The organism is Marinilabilia salmonicolor, assembly GCF_003003035.1.
GTDB lineage: Bacteria > Bacteroidota > Bacteroidia > Bacteroidales > Marinilabiliaceae > Marinilabilia > Marinilabilia salmonicolor_A.
The window spans coordinates 53,751-72,142 of sequence record NZ_PVTS01000016.1 but is presented as its reverse complement, the minus strand read 5'-3'; the positions used below and the strand labels follow the sequence as shown (position 1 = coordinate 72,142).

The following is an 18,392-nucleotide window of genomic DNA, read 5'->3' as shown; positions in this document are numbered from 1 at the left end:
TTACTTAATGCCCTTAGGCCTTTTAAAAAACAACTTCCCGATGTAAATGCAGGTTAAATAGGTATGGATCATTTGTAATGAACTATTTGGAGGGATAAATTATGACAGAAGGAAGGAATCTGTCTAATTCCATAAAAAAATGTAATTTTAAGTTTTATAGTGTGCTGTACACAATAACTAATAAAGCTTATTATTATGAACTCAAGAATTCCTTCCTTAAGTAATAACAATTTCGGGAAGTTGCGGGGACTCCCTTACTTGCTGATACTAACCTGGATCTTTTCCTTATTAAATGCATCGGCACAGACCGGTTATCCCTATCAGAATCCGGATCTGGATATGGAAACCCGGGTGGATGATCTCCTTTCCCGAATGACACTGGAAGAAAAAGTGTCAGCATTAAGTACTGATCCATCAGTGCCGAGGCTCGGCATTAAAGGTGCACCGCATATCGAAGGTTACCACGGAGTAGCCATGGGCGGTCCGGCCAACTGGGCCCCTAAAGGCGATGAGCGGGTGCCAACCACACAGTTTCCTCAGGCGTATGGCATGGGAGCAACCTGGAATCCTGAACTTATCCGTAAAGCTGGAGAAATTGAAAGCATTGAAGCCCGTTACATCTTTCAAAATCCGGAAATAGGTAAAGGAGGTCTGGTGGTAAGGGCTCCCAATGCCGATTTGGGACGTGATCCCCGCTGGGGACGCACGGAAGAGGTTTTGGGGGAAGATCCCTTTTTAGTGGGAACCCTTTCTACGGCTTTTACAAAAGGGCTTCAGGGCGATGATCAAAAATACTGGCGCACCGCTTCTTTGTTGAAGCATTTTCTGGCCAACAGTAATGAGAATACCCGGGATAGTTCTTCTTCCAACTTCGATATGCAACTTTTTTACGAGTATTATGGAGCTACTTTTCGTCGCGCAATTGTGGAAGGTGGATCCAATGCCTATATGGCTGCCTATAATGCTGTGAATGGTGTTCCTGCTCATATTCATCCTATGCACAAAGAGATTTCTATGGCGAAGTGGGGTGTAAATGGCATTATTTGTACCGATGGGGGCGGATATACGTTGTTGGTAAGAGCCCATAAGGCGTATGATGGTTTTTACAGGGCGGCAGAAGGCGTAATCAAAGCCGGATTGAATCAATTTCTTGACAATTACAGAGAAGGTGTTTGGGGGGCGCTGGCTCATGGGTATCTTTCTGAGGAAGATTTGGATGAGGTGTTAAGAGGGGTGTACCGGGTGATGATTAAACTGGGACAGCTCGATCCTCCGGAGCAGGTTTCTTATGCATCCATTGGTTGCGATGGCAACCCGGCTCCGTGGACTACTCCGGAGCATCAGGAAGCTGCCTTGCAAATGGCCCGGGAATCTGTTGTCTTACTAAAAAACGAAAAAGAGGTGCTTCCGCTGAATGCAGATAAACTGGGAAGAGTGGCCGTTATTGGTCATTTGGCCGACACTGTTTTGCTCGATTGGTACAGTGGAATGCCTCCGTTTATGAGTACCCCGCTGGATGGAATCAAAGAAAAAGTTGGTGCCGAAAATGTGCTGTTTGCACCAGATAACGATTACAATGCTGCAGTGGAGGCAGCATCGCAGGCCGATGTTGCCATTGTGGTGCTGGGCAACCATCCCTATTGCGACAGCGAACGATGGGGGGATTGTCCTGATCCGGGGATGGGACGTGAAGCTGTGGATCGTAAAACGCTGCGCCTGACCAATGAATATCTGGCACAGCGGGTTTTTGAGGCCAATCCTAATACCATTCTGGTTTTGCAAAGTAGTTTTCCCTATGCCATCAATTGGTCGCAGGAAAATTTACCTGCCATTGTACATATCACCCACAACGGACAATCCACTGGTACGGCTTTGGCAGATGTCCTGTTTGGCGATTACAATCCCGGAGGAAAACTTACTCAAACGTGGCCCAAATCTGAGGAGCAGCTTCCGGATATGATGGAATATGACATCCGTAAAGGACATACTTATATGTATTTTAATGAAGAACCTTTGTATCCGTTTGGTTTCGGATTGAGTTATACTTCTTTCCAATGGCAGGATATCAGTATTAATAAATCTTCTGTGAATAAGGAAGAGGAGAAACTTCTGGTTACCATTAAACTTAAAAATACGGGTCCAGTCAAAGGGGATGAGGTGGTACAAATCTATGCATCTTTCCCTGAGTCATCTGCCAGACGCCCTGATAAGACATTAAAAGGGTTTAAGAGAGTTACTTTGGAGCCGGGAGAAACGAAAAAAGTGCAGATTTCGGTAAAACTGGACGATTTGGCTTATTATGATACAGAGAAAGATCGTTTTGTAATAGAACCCGGAATGATAAAAATACTGGCCGGTGCTTCATCGGCCGATATTCAATTGAAAGATCAGTTTGTCATTGAGGAATGACAGCTGCGTCGCCGTTTTTTGACGATTTCGGCGATACGGAAAGTTGATTTAGTAGATTGAAATTTTGACGATGGTGGGGCAGAAGAGATAACGTTCTCTTTCTGCCCCACTATTTATGTTTTATAGTTTAAAGTTCACCGGAGAGGTATAACTCACTGCTACGTTTACACCTCGTTGCTTACCGGGTTTCCAGTCGGGCATTTCCTCAATAACCCGCTTGGCCTCCGCATCCAGCAGAGGATCTACTCCTCTGACGACCGTGGTATTGTCAACCTTACCTGATGGGGCAATGATGTAGGTAACGTAAACTGTTCCTTCAATACCTTTTTCTTTTGCTTCTTCGGGGTACCTCAGTTTAGAGGCCAGGTATTTATGCAGGGCTTTAGTACCTCCCGGAAACCGGGGCATTTCTTCGACAATAAAGAAGATGGGACCTCCGTTGTAGGTGGGTGCATCCTCTCCTTTATCCCGGATGGTTTTATCTACAGACTGAATCTTTTTCTCTTTCGAAGTTATCAGAATCACCCCGTTTTTCCCTTCATCTCCATACTTTTCAGTCGCAGACTTGTCCTTCAATACTTCAATAGCTTCAATGCTTTCAGGCGAAATCTCACTTAACGTTTCAAAAGGAACTTTTTTGCCATCCAGGTAGATGACGGGATTGTTTTCAGGAGATGTTTTTCCGTTCGAACGAATGGATATGTTCAAATCTTTCTGAATAGTATCTCTTCGGAGCAGAACGACCATCTCTTTATTGAATTCGGGTTGTTTTGTTTCAGTTTTGAAGCCCACAAAAGAGAAAGCAACTTCAGCGTTATCGGCAACATCTTCAATTTTAAACCTCCCGTCTTTGTCTGTAACGGATCCGGTGGTGGTGTTGACAATGACCACGGATGTTCCGGGAAGTGGATCACCGTTTTCCTGAATCACCTTCCCTTCAATGGTTTTTCTCTTGGTTTGTTGTACCCGGATATTATTCTCCAGCCTTTTAAGTCTGGCTAATTCATTCCGACGATTTGAATTGTTGTTAACTTCCGGTGTTGAAGTTTTATCCTGTATTGTTACTCCGGATGTTAAGAGCTTTGAATCTCCTTTCTCGGCAATAACATTGTCAGCAACCGCAATTCCTGGAGACGTTTCCATTTCATCAACTTTTTCCGGGGATGTGCTGACATTTGTTTCATAGATATACTCCGGTTGAGAGAATGCATAAAAAATGCAGGCGATTACCGGAAGAATAATGAGTAATTTCATTTTACGGATGACAGGAATGGATGTATTTTTCATCATGATAAATCGTTTTTTGTTGAGTGAATAACTGAATGAATGACCCAGTCTGATAGCTTCACCACCCATTAACTGGTTGATGAGAATGGCTTTGTAAACTGCCTGATCCGGCGTGTTTTTTAAAGCCGCGCGATCGGCCAGATATTCATGGTTTTGTCTGATAAAATGACCATAAAACCAGGCCATGGGATTGAACCATTGAAAGGTTCGTAACAGTTCGGTCAATATCAAATCAATCCAGTGATATTGCCGGATATGGGCCGATTCATGGGCCATAATCTCCCGAAATTCTTTCTCTGTGGATGAAGGATTGACAATAATGTATGTGAAAAAAGAGAAAGAATGCCGGAACTTTCCGGTTTTAACAATTTTCAGATTGTTATGATGTTTGACTTCAGAGCGTCTGATGGTTCTGAAAACCGTCAGCGTTTGGATCGTAACTCTCAGAAGAAAAAACAATGCTCCCGTTACAATGATGGCTGCCATTACAAAATCCCATGAGATTAATTGATCCCGGATTGTCTGTGTCGTCTGTGCTGACACGCTTTCGGCAGTGAAAGGGATCGGCGTTAATGGGACGGTTACAGGATAACGGATAGTAATCAAAGGGAATAAAATAGCAGACAGCAAACCGGTAAGCAGAAACAGACGATTAAGCACGAAGAAACGTTCGTTGCTCAAAACGAGGAAGTAAATCAGCCCAAAAACTATGAGCCAGAGGGATGATTTTATCAAATACGACAGTAAAGCTTCCATAATAAGGTTCATTTTTTCTTTTTTCTGTTCAGTTCTTTTTTGGTCTCCTCCATGAGTTGTTCCAACTCCTCAATGGAGAGATCTTTTTCCCTGGCAAAAAAGGAAGCCATAGTTGGGAACGAATTGTTGAAATACTTTTTCATTACCCCGAAGAGTTGGCTTTTTGAGTACTCTTCTTTTTTTACTATCGGATGAAATACGTGCACATTGCCAAATGTTTTATGACTGGCATATCCTTTCTTTTCGAGAATCCGAACGACTGTAGATACCGTATTGCGCGCAGGCTTTGGCTCCGGAAATTTTTCACGAATATCGCGAACAGCGCCCTCGCCCAGTTCCCACAATATTTGCATTACTTGTTCTTCTGCTTTCGTCAGTTGCATATCTTTTCTTTTTTGTCAATCCTTCATGACAAATATATGACTAAAAAATTAGTCGGTCAAGCTTTGTGGTAAATAATTAACTAAAAATATAGTCAATATTTGTAAGATGTTGAAAATTAGCTTTGTAATAGGGGGGCTGTTAAAACTTTGGATTGAGTTTATAGTTGCGTGTGGAAGTTTAATGATTGCCACGGGCTGAGCTCTCTGTCAACATATTCTCCATCAACCGGATGCACAGTCCATTGCGAGTGCCTGCCTCAAAGATATTTGAGGAATAATGGGTCTATGACAGACTTGGTTCGTTCCCGTAGGGGGCAAATTTGAATAACTCCGGGTTATCGACCCGGGGTAAGTTTTATTGTTTCTTAGAAATGCCTGTTCATACAAATCTTTTTACGAATTCTGTCAAACAATAGGTGAATTTTATACTTTGATAGAATATTTAATAAAATAGACCTATTTTTGAAAAAAACATAAAGAAAATCTGCTTTGTTATGAAGAAAATTGGAGTTAATCTGTTGTTCCTGATGTTTTTATTGGCTTCATCAGCTTATGGGAAAAAGAATGAAATGGTGGAGGTTGTTTCTCCCGACGGCAGCTTAAAAGTTTCCATTGCTGTCACCGATGAAATTACCTGGAGTCTTGAAGTAAATGACAATCTGGTAGCGGGGCCTTCTGCTATTGCATTGGAGGTGGAAGACTACGGAATCTTTGGAGAAGAACCTGTTTTGAGAAATTCTTTTCCCGGTTCCCGAAACGAGATTATTGAAACCTCCTTCTATAAGAAATCGAAAATCAGCAACCAATATAATGAGTTGAATATGATTTTCAAGGGTGGGTATAGCTTAATCTTCAGGGCTTATAATGATGGTATAGCTTATCGGTTTGTTACATCCATCAAAAACGAAATTAAAATAAAAAGTGAGAAAACTGAGTTCGTGTTCCCGGATGCTTCCGAGTTCTATGTTCCTTATGTACGTGAACCGGTTGGACGGTACCAGGTCTCTTTTGAAAGTACTTATGATGTTTTAAAACTGGAAGAAATTGATGCAGATTCATTAATCATAACCCCGCTTTTGGTAAAAAACAATGACGGGACTTCTTTGGTGGTTAGTGAAGCTGATTTGGAAGATTATCCTGGCATGTTTTTGTCTTTGAACGACGAAGCTACAGGTTTTGAGGCCGAATATGCCGGCTATCCCCTGGAAGAAGAGCAGGGTGGACATAATAATCTTCAGTCATATGTTACCAAAAGGGCGGATTTTATTGCCAAAACTCATGGAAATCGCGCGTACCCCTGGCGAATGGTTGCAGTGGGTAAGAATGACGCAGAATTGCTCGACAATGATTTGGTCTATAAACTCGCTTCCCCCTCCCGAATTGAAGATACTTCCTGGATTAAACCCGGAAAAGTGGCCTGGGACTGGTGGAACGACTGGAATATTTACAATGTGGATTTCCAGGCCGGAATCAATACAGAGACTTACAAATATTACATCGACTTTGCTGCAGAGAAAGGAATTGAATATGTTATCCTGGATGAGGGCTGGTCAGAAAGTACCAATCTCCTGAATGTGATTCCTGAAATTGATCTTCAGGAAATCGTTGACCATGCCAATTCAAAGGGCGTGGATATTGTACTCTGGGCCGGATGGCTTCCTCTCAATCAGAAAATGGACGAGGTTTTTGAAAAATACTCTGAAATGGGCGTCAAAGGGTATAAAATCGATTTCATGAACCGTGACGATCAGAAAATGGTCAACTTTTATTATAAAACTGCTGAGAAAGCGGCTGAATATGAGCAGTTTGTGCTGTTTCATGGTGCTTACAAGCCTACCGGATTGCACCGGACTTATCCCAATGTGCTGACGTATGAAGGGGTTTTTGGTCTGGAACAGGTCAAGTGGACCGAATACGACAATTTTCCGGAGTATGATGTAACAGTGCCATATATTCGTATGCTTGCAGGGCCCATGGATTATACTCCCGGGGCCATGGAGAATGCCAATCGTTTCAATTGGCGGGCTGTGCATAGCGATCCAATGAGCCAGGGTACAAGGGTTCACCAGTTGGCCATGTATGTGGTATTCGACTCTCCGTTTTCTATGCTGTGCGATAATCCTACCAACTATCTTCGTGAGCCGGAGAGTGTTGAGTTTATTGCTTCGGTGCCCACGGTTTTCGATGAAACAGTGCCTCTGGCTGGTGAAATTGGCGATTATGTGGCTGTCGCACGCCGTAAAGGAGATACCTGGTATGTGGGAGCTATGACCGACTGGAACGGCCGTGAGTTGGAACTTGATTTCTCATTCCTGGGTGATGGAGCCTACAAAGCAACGGTTTTTGCCGATGGTATCAACGCTGACCGGGCCGCCCGTGATTACACCAAAGAAGAAATTACCATTAACGGTGACCAAAAACTGAAAATTGAAATGAAAAGTGGTGGTGGATGGGCCGCGGTTATTGAACCTGTGAGGTAAGGCCATAAGAAGACCTTTCTTTTAATATGGAGTGGATTGATTCAAAAATTTTACTGAATCAATTCACTCCTTTTTTTGTGTTGCCATGAAAGTGAGGCATTAAGTAAAACGCTCATTCATGTGTTTTTTGATACTCCGTGTATGAGTTTTTTATGAGGTTGTATTTTTCAGATTATGAGTTTTTTATGACTTAAGGATTTTTGGCTTGTTAACATTTCTTAATACGTTTATTTTCTATGAGCTGATTATGAATTGTTGATACCTGTGATATGAATAAAACAGCTTAGATATACAATCCCAAAAACCTTTATTTTATGAAGAAAATTTACTTGTTTTTTTTCGGTCTGCTGGTCAGCATGGCCGCAATGAATGCCCAGTATCAATTGGTATGGGAAGAAAACTTTGACGGAACCCAACTCAATACCGATTACTGGACGACCGAGAACAATGTTGGTATCTGGAACACGGGGGCTAATCAGGAGCTGCAGCATTACAAATCTGAAAATGTTGAAGTGGGGCCTGATGGAGAGGGTGGCAATGCTTTGATTCTAACCGCCAAATATGAAAGTTACAATGGCTATCAATTTACCTCAGGAAAGATTAAGTCGGAAGGGAAAGTAGCTGCTAAATACGGAAAGATTGAAGCTCGTATTAAACTTCCTCAGTTAGCCGATGGATTATGGCCTGCCTTCTGGATGCTCGGAACGCAGGGAGGAACCTGGCCCGCCAATGGTGAAATAGATATTGTAGAGGGCGGACATGCTGAGGGAATCGCAGCCGGCACTCAGGAACGTACTTTTAACGGAGCCTTACATTGGGAAAATGGTGGAAATTATGCCGGTTATGGTCCTCAATATACTGCTGCAGAAGGAGCTAATCTATATGAGTACAATACTTTTACGCTTCAATGGTCCCCCACACGAATCGAAATGTATTTTAATGAGGATACAAATCCTTATTTTGCCATGGATATTGATGGCGAAGATGCGGAGGAGTTTCGTGACTGGCCCCACTTTTTTATTCTCAATCTTGCTGTGGGAGGTTCTTTTTCCGGTATTACAGACCCAAACGCTATCTCGGCTCCAATGCCGGCAAAGATGTATGTCGATTACATTCGCGTATATCAGCAGGAAGCCGATGGTGGACAAATGGTGGTAACTCCTCCAGCGGCTCCTCAAACCGATGTTTACGGTATCTTCACAGAGAATTCTGATATTGCTGAAAAGTTTGTTATTGATGATGTGGGTAACTCTCTTCAGATTTGGGAGGGAACCATGGATGCTATTGATGGGGCTCCTTCTTACGATGGGGCTGAAGTGATTGCGCTTTATAGCAATCCTGCCGCATCCTGGTTTGGTTTTGGACTAAACTCATCAGCAGGAGTGGATCTTTCTCATTATGCCAATGGTTATCTGCATTTTAATATGCGAACCTCTTCTGATCAAGAATTTTGGCTTGGGATGCGTGATACCAGTCAGGATGAGGCCAAAATAAATTTTAATGCCGGTACCGATCCCTATGGTTTTGCGCGCAATGATCAATGGCATACGGTTTCTATTCCTGTTTCTGATCTGACTGCGCAGGGACTTGATTTCTCATCTGTAGGGAATGTTTTTATGTTGGGTGGTGAAGGCGTTTTGTCTGATATCCTGATTGATGATGTGTATTTTTCTTTGTCGGAGACTCCATTGATTAATAATGATTTGAATGCGGACAGAAACAATCCTGTGCAGCTTCCCGAATACATAGTGGAGGCTGATTTCTACGGCATTTTTACCGAAAACCCCAATGTGTCGGAACAATTTTTGATTGATGATGCAGACGGGCATATTTTTATTTGGGATAACACTTTGACTGCCACTGCTACGGCTCCTTATGACGGGGATGAGTTTCTTTCTTTCAGTTCTACGGGAAGTGCCGGATGGTGGGGATTTGGTATTCATGATGATAATTCCCATGATTTAACGCATTTCGCCGATGGGTATCTCTCTTTTTCTGTTAAAACGGCCTCCCAACAGGATTTTAAAATAGAAATTCACGGAGCCGGCGGATCTGTTGCTTTGTTTCATTTTATGAATGGTCAGGATCCTGAAGGGTTTGCTCGTGATGGTGAGTGGCACCGCGTATCTGTTCCGGTTAGTGAATTGACCTCACAGGGATTGGATATATCGGCGGTTGGTATTCCTTTTGCTGCCAGTGGAGGGACTATATCCAATATTGCTTTCGATGATGTAATTTATACGGTAGGTGCTGAGCAACCCGAAAATCCAAATTTGAATTCAGGTGGCAGTAACCCGGATACGGGGATTACTGTTGATCAATATGGCATTTTTACCGAAAGAACGGATGTTACGGAACATTTTGCTATTGATCGGGAGAATGGTTTTCTGCATATTTGGAATAACCTTACAGAAATGAGTACTCAAACGCCTTACGAAGGAGAGGAGTTACTGGCTTTTGAATCTTCTGAAGATGGCTGGTCTGGCTTCGGGATCTTTTCAGAAACACCCTTGGACTTGTCTCACTTCCAGGGTGGATTTCTTAATTTCAGCATAAAAATTCCTGAAAGCTCCAATGACTCATTTACGGTACTGGTAGAAGATAAAGAAGGTGGAAAAGGAGAATTGTTCTTTGCTCCGGGTACCGATCCTTATGGGGTGCAGCGCAACGGAGAATGGCATTTTATTTCGGTTCCCATGGCCGCTCTTCTTAACCAGACGGCTGCTTTAGATCTTTCCATCGTTGGGAATGTTTTTGCTGTGAGTTCGGGCAGCCGGTCCCATGGTTTCATCTTTGACGATGTTTTCTATTCCGTTACCGAGCCCACTTTTTTGAATGCTGTCTCAGCAGAGAGGGTCAGCGTTTCTCCCAATCCGGCAGCAACCTTTTTTGTTTTGGATATTCCGGAAGAATTGGAGGTTATAGAGATTTTTAATCTTTCCGGTCAAAAGATACAATCGTCCAAAACATTAAAAAGCGTCGGAGGTGTGCGGATTAACTGCTCCGGGTGGCCTAAAGGATGGTATTTTATGATAGCCAAATCGGTCTCAGGTAAGGATTATGTCTCCAGGGTTTATGTAAAACCATAGTAGGTAAAGGTATTCAAATTGAAGAGTGGGGGGGTCGCAAATGGGAAACTCTCACTTTTTTTTCGGTTTTGGTTTTTATTTGAGTTTCATATCTTTCCCGGTAAGAATTTCTATATTTGAGTGGAAACAGGAAATTTTGTTCCAAACGAATTGATCATGACAACAATTGCCACAAGAGAATATGTATAAGTTCTTGCATGGAAGTTCCATTAGACCAATAACTTAGATAAATTATTTACTGATGAGACGAGCATGGTATTTTTTAAGCATAAATATCACAAAAGAATATGTTTAAAAAATATTATGTGAGAGCGAAGCGGTTACATTCGTTCTCAAATTTTTAATTAGTTTTTTATCATGTAATTACAAAATTTTAAATGAATGAAAAAAATAATCAATCAAACGGCAATCCTGGCTTTTTTAATGAGTTTCTCATTCTCAGTATTTGGACAGGAGGGCTATGACATAGTGGAAAAAGGTGGGCAGGTACCAACCTTTACAATTAATACAGAGGAGGGAGGGAGCCTCAGTATGAAAGATTTTGATGGCAAGGTTGTGTTGATTAATTTCTTTGCAACATGGTGTGGTCCCTGCCGTCAGGAAATGCCTTTTCTTCAGAAAGATGTTTGGGAGAAATACAAAGATCACAGCAATTTTAAAATGATGTCAATTGGCCGTGGGCACACGCATGGGGAGGTAGCTACGTTTAAAGAAAAACAGGATCTTGGGTTTCCGATGTATGGTGACCGGGACAAAAGCATCTACAGTAAGTTTGCCAAAGGCTATATTCCGCGGAATTATATTGTTGATGCTGATGGAACAATCGTTTACGCTTCTGTTGGGTTTTCGAAGGAAGAATTCGGGGAAATGTTGGCTTTATTGAACCAGTTGCTTTCAAATGATTAATTGTTTTATGGAAAATCTTTTTTTTAGCTTTGCTGAAAAGTAAACTACTATGATGGACGTACTACTTAATCATCGCACAATCAGAAAATACACCGATCAACCCATTGATGAATCATTGCTGAATGAAATTCTCACTGCAGGAACCCGTGCTTCAACTACCGGAAATATGCAGGTTTACAGCATTGTGGTTACACGGGATGACGAGATGAAAGAGAAACTGGCCCCTACGCATTTTGGTCAGCCTGTTTTCAAAAATGCTCCGGTATCATTGACTTTCTGTGCTGACTTCAATAGGTTTAATAAATGGTGCCGGCTGCGTAATGCGGAGCCGGGGTATGATAACTTCCAGTCGTTTGTGGCTGCGGCTATTGATGCCCTTCTGGTTGCCCAGAATGTGTGTGTGGCCGCCGAATCCAAAGGCCTGGGCATTTGTTATCTTGGCACCGTAACTTACAATGCCGATAAAATCATTGATATTCTTAATCTTCCCAAAGGGGTGGTTCCCGTGGCCACCGTAACTCTTGGCTGGCCCGATGAAGATCCTGATCAGACAGAGCGACTTCCGTTGGAGGCTGTTGTGCACCAGGAGAGGTATAAGGATTATTCTGAGGAAGACATCAATCGGTTGTACAAAGAAAAGGAAGAACTGGACGCGAATCAGCAGTTTGTGGCGGAAAACAATAAGGAAACTCTGGCGCAGGTCTTTACTGATGTTCGTTATACCAAAGCTAATAATGAGCACTTTAGTAATGTCTATCTGAATGTTTTGAAAAAACAGGGCTTTTTGAAATAGAAAAACAATAGTCTGGGTTTCTGCCTGTGTGCAGCCCTGAACAACCCTCAATATCCTGCAATTATTTTTAGTTGTCCACGAATTACACGAAATTATATGAATAACAAAAGCTGTTTTACAGCTTTTGTTAAACGGCACAGCCGTTTTAATTCGCTTAATTCGTGGACGCTAAACAAAAAATGGCGTAGCCATTTTAGAAATGTTTTGCCAAAGAAAACACGAATATTAGGAGTAAGGCACTAACGATCTATTGTTACCTGGCTCAGGAAAAGTGTAAACAGACTGAAAGTCTGAGGGCAATAATTCATGGTAACACCCCGGGCCCCGGGTTATCCCTTACATCGGCAGTCATAATTGCTCGTAATTCCACCAATGACGCGAGGGGATTGGTTTGTTACCATTTTCCAAAGAAAACATCCCGGGGAAATAATCATCATGCCAAAAGGATTCGGTTGACAAAAGCAACCTATTTCACTTTTTTGCATCTTAGTAAAAATCTCCAACATGGTTTATTCATGAGTTTTCGTTATGAGATTTTTAAACACCAATAAATTCAGGCTAATTTCTGATTGTGAATTTTAAAAAGATGTCATTATGATACGTTCTGTTTTCGCTGTATTAATCATAGCATCATTTGCAGGTTGTGGCTGGTTTGATAATGATGAAGAACCGGTAAAAAAGGAATTTGATCTCAAGTCGTTGGAAGTGCTGGAAGCAACCGATCGGTTTGGCTGGGAACTTTTGGAGACTGTTAATTCTGAGGCTAATGAAGGAGAGAATATGGTGATATCGTCTCTGAGCGTTGCTCAGGCATTGGGAATGACCACCAACGGTGCTGCCGGTGAAACACTTGACCAGATGCTTGAGGTTATGGATTTTGGAGAAGTGGAAACGATGAATCAGTCCTTTAAAAATATCCGAGAAGTATTGCAAGCGACAGATTCCAAAGTGAAGATGGAAATTGCCAATTCGGTGTGGTACAGGCAGGATCTGCCGGCAAAGAACGAGTTTCGGGAGACTGTTGCAGAGTATTATGATGCAGCTTTCAGTGGTGTGGATTTCTCAAATAAAGAAGCTGCAAAGGAGCTTATCAATAATTGGGTAAAGGATAAAACCAGAGGTAAAATACCGACAATTATTGATGAAATTGGTGATCAGCAATATATGTTTCTGGTCAATGCCGTTTATTTTCTGGGTAAATGGCAACATCAATTTGATAAATCCGATACCCGGGACGAAGATTTCCTTTTGTCTGACGGATCTGTCGTTCAGGTGCCCATGATGAGTCAGGAAAATGACCTGCAGTATCATAAAAGTGATGACCTGCAGGCATTGAAACTTCCTTATGGCGATGGTTCGTTTTATATGGTTATTGCACTTCCTGAAGAGGATACGACTGTTGACCAGTTGATAGAGAATATGACATCCGAAAAATGGAACGCTGTATTAGGAAATATGGCTGAACGGAACCTTAAGGTTTTTATGCCTCGTTTCGAGGTGGAATGCACGTATCTCCTGAATACAAGTCTTGTAAATATGGGAATGGAGCTTCCTTTCTCTCCCTCTCAGGCCGATTTTTCCAATATGATTGATGCTCCTGCTTGCATTGATAAAGTCAATCACAAAACATATATCAAGGTGGATGAGGAGGGGACAGAAGCAGCTGCTGCAACCAGTGTGGGAATGGTTGTTACCTCTGTTGGGCCTGAATTGCCGGTATTCAGAGTGGATCGACCATTCTTCTTTGCCATTGCAGAAGAGAAAAGCGGTGCCATTCTCTTTTCCGGAAAAATTGAGAATCCCTTGTAATAATTGGGCAAAGTCAATGGTTGGTCTTTGTTCTTGGTGATGTAAAGACGCACAATTGTGCGTCTCTAACATCCCTCAACTCTCAACTCTTCACCCATTCTACCCCTCTCTGTGATTGTAAACTGCACTTGCCTGAGCTGTTGGCATCAGCAGCATGTCATTCACATTCACGTGCCCGGGACGGGTAATCATAAATTCCACTGCATCGGCCACATCTTCAGCGTAAAGCGGGGTCAGTCCTTCATAAACTTTGTCGGCCTTTTCTTTGTCACCATGGTAACGAATAAGGGAGAACTCCGTCTCTACCATTCCGGGAGAGATGGATGAAACTTTTATGTTGTGTGGCAACAGGTCAATTCGCATACCTTTGGTGATGGCGTGAACGGCATGTTTCGATGCGCAATAAACATTTCCGTTGGCATATACTTCCGAGCCGGCAATGGAACTGACATTGATGATATGCCCCTGTTTTCGGGAAATCATACCCGGAATCACCGCTTTACTGACTGCAAGCAGCCCTTTTACATTGGTATCAATCATCTGCTCCCAGTCGTTCCAGTCACCCTCCTGAATGGGATCAGCTCCTGCTGCCAGTCCTGCATTGTTAATCAGAACATCCGGATTGCTCCATTGCCGGGGTAAAGACTCAATGGCACGCTCCACTTCTTCTTTGTGACGGACGTCAAATACCAGGGTTTTTACTTCCACATTGTTGTTTTTCAGTTTTTGGGCCAGCTCATTCAGTCGGTTTTCACGCCTTCCGGTAATGATGAGGTTGTATCCGTTTCTTGCCAGCATTGAAGCGCAGGCTTTTCCTATTCCTGATGTGGCACCCGTAACTAAAGCAATTTTCTTCATATCTGTGATTTTTCAAATTGTAATTTGATTAAGCCAAAGGTACCAATTATTGAAGATTTTTTGGGTTTTGAATGGTCTGTTGTAACGATTTTGAACCGGTCTCCGGATAACTGGCAGTCTTTAATGGGTTTAACCTTCAATTGATACATGAAACGAGCATGGCAAGGGATGTCACAAAAGACAATGTATAAATTCCTTACATGCGAGTTCCATCAGACCAATAACTTAAGCAAATTTTATACTGATGAAACGAGCATGGCAATGATTGCCTCAAAAGAATATGTATAAGTTCTTGCATGCGAGTTCCATCCGACCTTAATTAATAAATTTTATACGGATGAAATTTGCTTTTAGGATGCAAAGAAGCTGTCTGAAAACTGCTTTATTGACATAAATTTTTACGAATTAAATAGCTCTGTCATTATATATTTTCTGAATGTTTTGCTAACTTTAACAAGCCCAACCTTCAAAAATCTGAAAAATCTGTATTCTATGAACCATAAAGATCTATCTACAATTGCCGATGCGGAGTTGTTAAATATGACTTCTGAGGAATTCGAAAAGATTGAATCCATTCTTGGGCGCGTTCCCAATAAATTGGAGTTAGAACTCTTCTCCATATTGTGGTCGGAACATGCCAGCTATAAAAACTCCCGTAAATGGCTGGAGCTATTGCCCACAAAAAACCAAAAAGTACTGGTTGAAGCAGGTCGGGAAAGCGCAGGCGTTGTGGATATTGGTGATGGGCAGGTTGCTGTTTTTAAGCTCGAGTCGCACAACCATCCATGTGCTGTTCAGCCACGATTGGGGGCTTCCACCGGAATGCGTGTTGTCAATCGCGACATCTTTTCCATGGGGGCAAAGCCTGTTGCTTTGCTCAACTCTTTACGGTTTGGAAAGTCGGATCGTGACACTGCGCGATGGCTCTTTGATGAGGTGGTTAACGGGATTGCTGACTTTGAGAAAGGCTTCGGTACTCCTGTTATCGGGGGTGAGGTGTTTTTTTGCGAGGCATTTAACACCAATCCCATTGTTAACACCATGTCGATTGGGGTAGCTGAGAAGGATGAATTGGTTTCTGCTGTAGCCAAAGGAGTCGGTAATCTGGTCGCAGTACTCGGTGTGCCAACCGGTCGTGATGGCATTGATACCGATGCTTTTGTTGCTGATAAAATTTCTGATGGTGAAACCAAAAGCCTCTCACTTGAGCAAATGCGTGACATTGAGTCTGAAAAACATCTCTATAAGGTACTCAAGAAACTGATTGCCGAAAAGTTAGTTGTTGGGGTTCAGACGATTGGAGCGCAGGGAATTGTGGGTGCTCTGACTGAAATGGCCGCAAGAGGAAACAGCGGTGTTGAATTCAATGCCGACCAGGTGCCGCTGCGGGAAAAAGATATGAACCTGCGTGAAATTTTGATTTCAGAAACCTGGGGTAGAATGTTGGTTTGCATTACGCCTGAAAACGAAGCTAAAGTTCGGCAGTTTGTAGAAGAAGGAAAACTTACCATGGGGGTCGTCGGGACAGTTAACGATTCTCAGTTGCTTAAATGTGGTATTAACGGATCTCCGGAAATTGAATTTCCTGTAAAATATCTTGGATTGGCCGAACTTGGGCCTGTCTATGAACGCGAAACTGCCACAGAAAGAAAACTGCCCGAATCGGTTAAAGTGGATGATTTGCCCGAACCGGACCACTATCCCGCAGTGGTGGATGCCATGCTTAAGTCACTTAATGTGACCTCCAAAAAATGGTTAACCCGTAAATTTTCCAAGACCCTGCGAAAAGAATCAACCAGTACCAAATTCCCCTCAGATGCCGGGATTATTGAATTGGGAACCAACAATAAAGCGCTCCTGGCTACTGTTGATAGTAATCCTTCCTATTTTACATCCGATCCGTATAACGGTGCCCGGATATCACTTGCCGAAGCCATGCGAAATATTGTTTGCGGAGGGGGTGTGCCTTTGGCAATTTCTGATTGCTTGAATTTTGGCAACCCTTATGATCCCGAAGCTTACGCCGATTTCGTGGACGCTGTTAAAGGACTGGCTGATGCATGTCGGTTTTTTGATATTCCGGTGGTTAGTGGCAATGTTAGTTTTTACAATCAACGTTCTGTTGAGGGACAGATTATTCCTGTAATTCCAACTCCCGTTATTGGAATGGTTGGTGTTCTTAAAGATGTGGATAAACATACCACTTTGTCCTTTAAGCATAAGGGAGATATGATTTTTCTTGTGGGGCGATCACGTGATGATGTCAATGGTTCCGAATATCTTCGGGCTGTACATGGGGTGGATGTTTCATTGCCTCCTTACTTTAATCTTGAAGAGGAGAAAAAACTTCAGGCGGTTATCAGTGATCTGGTGGATAACAAACTGGCGCGGTCTATTCACGATGTTTCCAATGGTGGACTCTTTTTTACACTTTTGGAATCCGGAATTCCGCTCAATTATGGTTTTGATATTACTTCTGATGCTGAGGTACGACGCGATGCATTCCTGTTTGGTGAGTCGCAGGGACGCGTGATTGTTTCAATTTCTCCGGAGAAACAGGATGACTTTGTGGATTTTATGATGGAGAGAGATATGCCTTTCTCAATTTTGGGACATGTTACTAAGGGCGAAATCAGGGTGGATGATGAATCTTATGGTTTTGTGGAAGAGATAAAAGCTAAATTTGAAAACAGACTGAAATGGTGGGCAGAAGGGAAAGTTTAATCGAAATACATTTCGTGTAAACGTTTAATTCTGTCAGAAACCATAAAATATTCTCAGGAAGATTGACCAATGAAAAACATCTTGGGCACTCTTCCTGTTCTTTTGTATTAATGTATCGAAAAGGTTTGTATTTTTGACCAATATAATTTTCAACAATGATAAAACCATATCAAAATACTGATGGCAGCAAAAAGGAACAGGTTCGTTCCATGTTTGACCGTATTGCTCCCCGTTACGACCTTCTAAACAGATTGCTTTCCTTTGGAATCGATCGAATGTGGCGAAAAAATGTGGTGAAGTTATTAAAAGGACTTCAGGCCCCTATGATTTTGGATGTGGCCACCGGAACAGGAGATTTGGCAATCGAAATCTGTAAAATAGACCCTGTTGAAGTCTATGGAGTGGATCTTTCTCCCCAAATGCTGGAGTTTGCTCAAAAGAAAATTCAGCAAAAAAGACTTCACATGACTATTACTCTCAAGGAAGCAGACTCGGAGAATCTCCCGTTTGAGAGCAACTTTTTTGATGCTGTTACCGTAGCTTTTGGTGTGCGCAATTTTGAAAACCTCAGAAAGGGACTTGCCGAAATGCAACGGGTGCTCCGACCCGGCGGAAAACTTATTGTTTTGGAATTTTCCAAACCGGCATCTTTCCCCTTTAAACAGTTGTACCATTTTTATTTTACCCGAATTTTGCCTTGGTGGGGAGGCCTCATATCCCGGGATAAGGATGCTTACAGATACTTGCCTGCTTCGGTGCTTCAGTTTCCGGAAGGAACGGAATTTGAAGATGAACTTCGGGCGGCAGGACTGGAGCCGGAAAAAAGAATCCCCCAAACGTTTGGAATTGCCACCATTTATGTCTCTGTTAAAAAATGAACGCAATAATCTGTTGGTTT

The 18,392-nt window shown here is 42.5% G+C and carries 11 protein-coding genes; 8 read left to right on the top strand and 3 right to left on the bottom strand.

From position 1 onward, the window contains the following. The first annotated feature begins 195 nt into the window (after positions 1–195). Positions 196–2,409, top strand: a complete 2,214-nt coding sequence (locus BY457_RS14895; RefSeq protein ID WP_106154124.1) for a glycoside hydrolase family 3 C-terminal domain-containing protein — start codon at positions 196–198, stop codon at positions 2,407–2,409. A 120-nt stretch (positions 2,410–2,529) separates the two neighbouring features. Here BY457_RS14895 and BY457_RS14890 read toward each other — a convergent pair whose 3' ends face one another. Further along, positions 2,530–4,452, bottom strand: a complete 1,923-nt coding sequence (locus tag BY457_RS14890; RefSeq protein WP_258176755.1) for a M56 family metallopeptidase — start codon at positions 4,450–4,452, stop codon at positions 2,530–2,532. A gap of 8 nt (positions 4,453–4,460) precedes the next feature. After that, positions 4,461–4,835, bottom strand: coding sequence for a BlaI/MecI/CopY family transcriptional regulator (locus BY457_RS14885; RefSeq protein ID WP_106154122.1), 375 nt, complete (start codon positions 4,833–4,835; stop codon positions 4,461–4,463). Between the two features lie 494 nt (positions 4,836–5,329). On the opposite strand from BY457_RS14885, the gene BY457_RS14880 reads away from it, so the two are divergent. From BY457_RS14880 to BY457_RS14860, 5 genes are all read left to right on the top strand, one after another. Next, a complete protein-coding gene (locus tag BY457_RS14880; protein WP_106154121.1) occupies positions 5,330–7,315 on the top strand; it encodes a glycoside hydrolase family 97 protein in 1,986 nt (661 codons plus the stop codon). 314 nt (positions 7,316–7,629) lie between these two features. Further along, complete coding sequence (locus BY457_RS14875) at positions 7,630–10,404, top strand: putative glycoside hydrolase (RefSeq protein WP_106154120.1); 2,775 nt, start codon at positions 7,630–7,632, stop codon at positions 10,402–10,404. Positions 10,405–10,785: 381 nt separating this feature from the next. Then, the gene (locus BY457_RS14870; RefSeq protein WP_106154119.1) at positions 10,786–11,310 is read left to right on the top strand and encodes a TlpA family protein disulfide reductase; all 525 of its coding nucleotides are present in this window, start codon (positions 10,786–10,788) and stop codon (positions 11,308–11,310) included. Positions 11,311–11,359: 49 nt separating this feature from the next. Next, on the top strand, positions 11,360–12,103 hold the full coding sequence (locus tag BY457_RS14865; protein WP_106154118.1) for an NADPH-dependent oxidoreductase: 744 nt from the start codon (positions 11,360–11,362) through the stop codon (positions 12,101–12,103). A gap of 594 nt (positions 12,104–12,697) precedes the next feature. Continuing rightward, on the top strand, positions 12,698–13,912 hold the full coding sequence (locus BY457_RS14860) for a serpin family protein (RefSeq protein ID WP_106154117.1): 1,215 nt from the start codon (positions 12,698–12,700) through the stop codon (positions 13,910–13,912). Between the two features lie 99 nt (positions 13,913–14,011). Here BY457_RS14860 and BY457_RS14855 read toward each other — a convergent pair whose 3' ends face one another. Beyond that, positions 14,012–14,770, bottom strand: coding sequence for an SDR family NAD(P)-dependent oxidoreductase (locus tag BY457_RS14855; protein ID WP_106154116.1), 759 nt, complete (start codon positions 14,768–14,770; stop codon positions 14,012–14,014). 492 nt (positions 14,771–15,262) lie between these two features. Here BY457_RS14855 and purL point away from each other — a divergent pair, with 492 nt between their 5' ends. Next, entirely contained in the window at positions 15,263–17,494 is a 2,232-nt protein-coding gene (gene purL / locus BY457_RS14850) for a phosphoribosylformylglycinamidine synthase subunit PurL (protein ID WP_106154115.1), read from the top strand. 155 nt (positions 17,495–17,649) lie between these two features. After that, on the top strand, positions 17,650–18,372 hold the full coding sequence (gene ubiE / locus BY457_RS14845) for a bifunctional demethylmenaquinone methyltransferase/2-methoxy-6-polyprenyl-1,4-benzoquinol methylase UbiE (protein ID WP_106154114.1): 723 nt from the start codon (positions 17,650–17,652) through the stop codon (positions 18,370–18,372). Positions 18,373–18,392: the final 20 nt, after the last annotated feature.

What these genes read in the sequence shown, in the direction of transcription:
- BY457_RS14895 (WP_106154124.1), top strand. Translation starts at nt 196, where the DNA reads ATGAACTCAAGAATTCCTTCCTTAAGTAATAACAATTTCGGGAAGTTG.
- BY457_RS14890 (WP_258176755.1), bottom strand. Translation starts at nt 4,452, where the DNA reads ATGGAAGCTTTACTGTCGTATTTGATAAAATCATCCCTCTGGCTCATA.
- BY457_RS14885 (WP_106154122.1), bottom strand. Translation starts at nt 4,835, where the DNA reads ATGCAACTGACGAAAGCAGAAGAACAAGTAATGCAAATATTGTGGGAA.
- BY457_RS14880 (WP_106154121.1), top strand. Translation starts at nt 5,330, where the DNA reads ATGAAGAAAATTGGAGTTAATCTGTTGTTCCTGATGTTTTTATTGGCT.
- BY457_RS14875 (WP_106154120.1), top strand. Translation starts at nt 7,630, where the DNA reads ATGAAGAAAATTTACTTGTTTTTTTTCGGTCTGCTGGTCAGCATGGCC.
- BY457_RS14870 (WP_106154119.1), top strand. Translation starts at nt 10,786, where the DNA reads ATGAAAAAAATAATCAATCAAACGGCAATCCTGGCTTTTTTAATGAGT.
- BY457_RS14865 (WP_106154118.1), top strand. Translation starts at nt 11,360, where the DNA reads ATGATGGACGTACTACTTAATCATCGCACAATCAGAAAATACACCGAT.
- BY457_RS14860 (WP_106154117.1), top strand. Translation starts at nt 12,698, where the DNA reads ATGATACGTTCTGTTTTCGCTGTATTAATCATAGCATCATTTGCAGGT.
- BY457_RS14855 (WP_106154116.1), bottom strand. Translation starts at nt 14,770, where the DNA reads ATGAAGAAAATTGCTTTAGTTACGGGTGCCACATCAGGAATAGGAAAA.
- purL (WP_106154115.1), top strand. Translation starts at nt 15,263, where the DNA reads ATGAACCATAAAGATCTATCTACAATTGCCGATGCGGAGTTGTTAAAT.
- ubiE (WP_106154114.1), top strand. Translation starts at nt 17,650, where the DNA reads ATGATAAAACCATATCAAAATACTGATGGCAGCAAAAAGGAACAGGTT.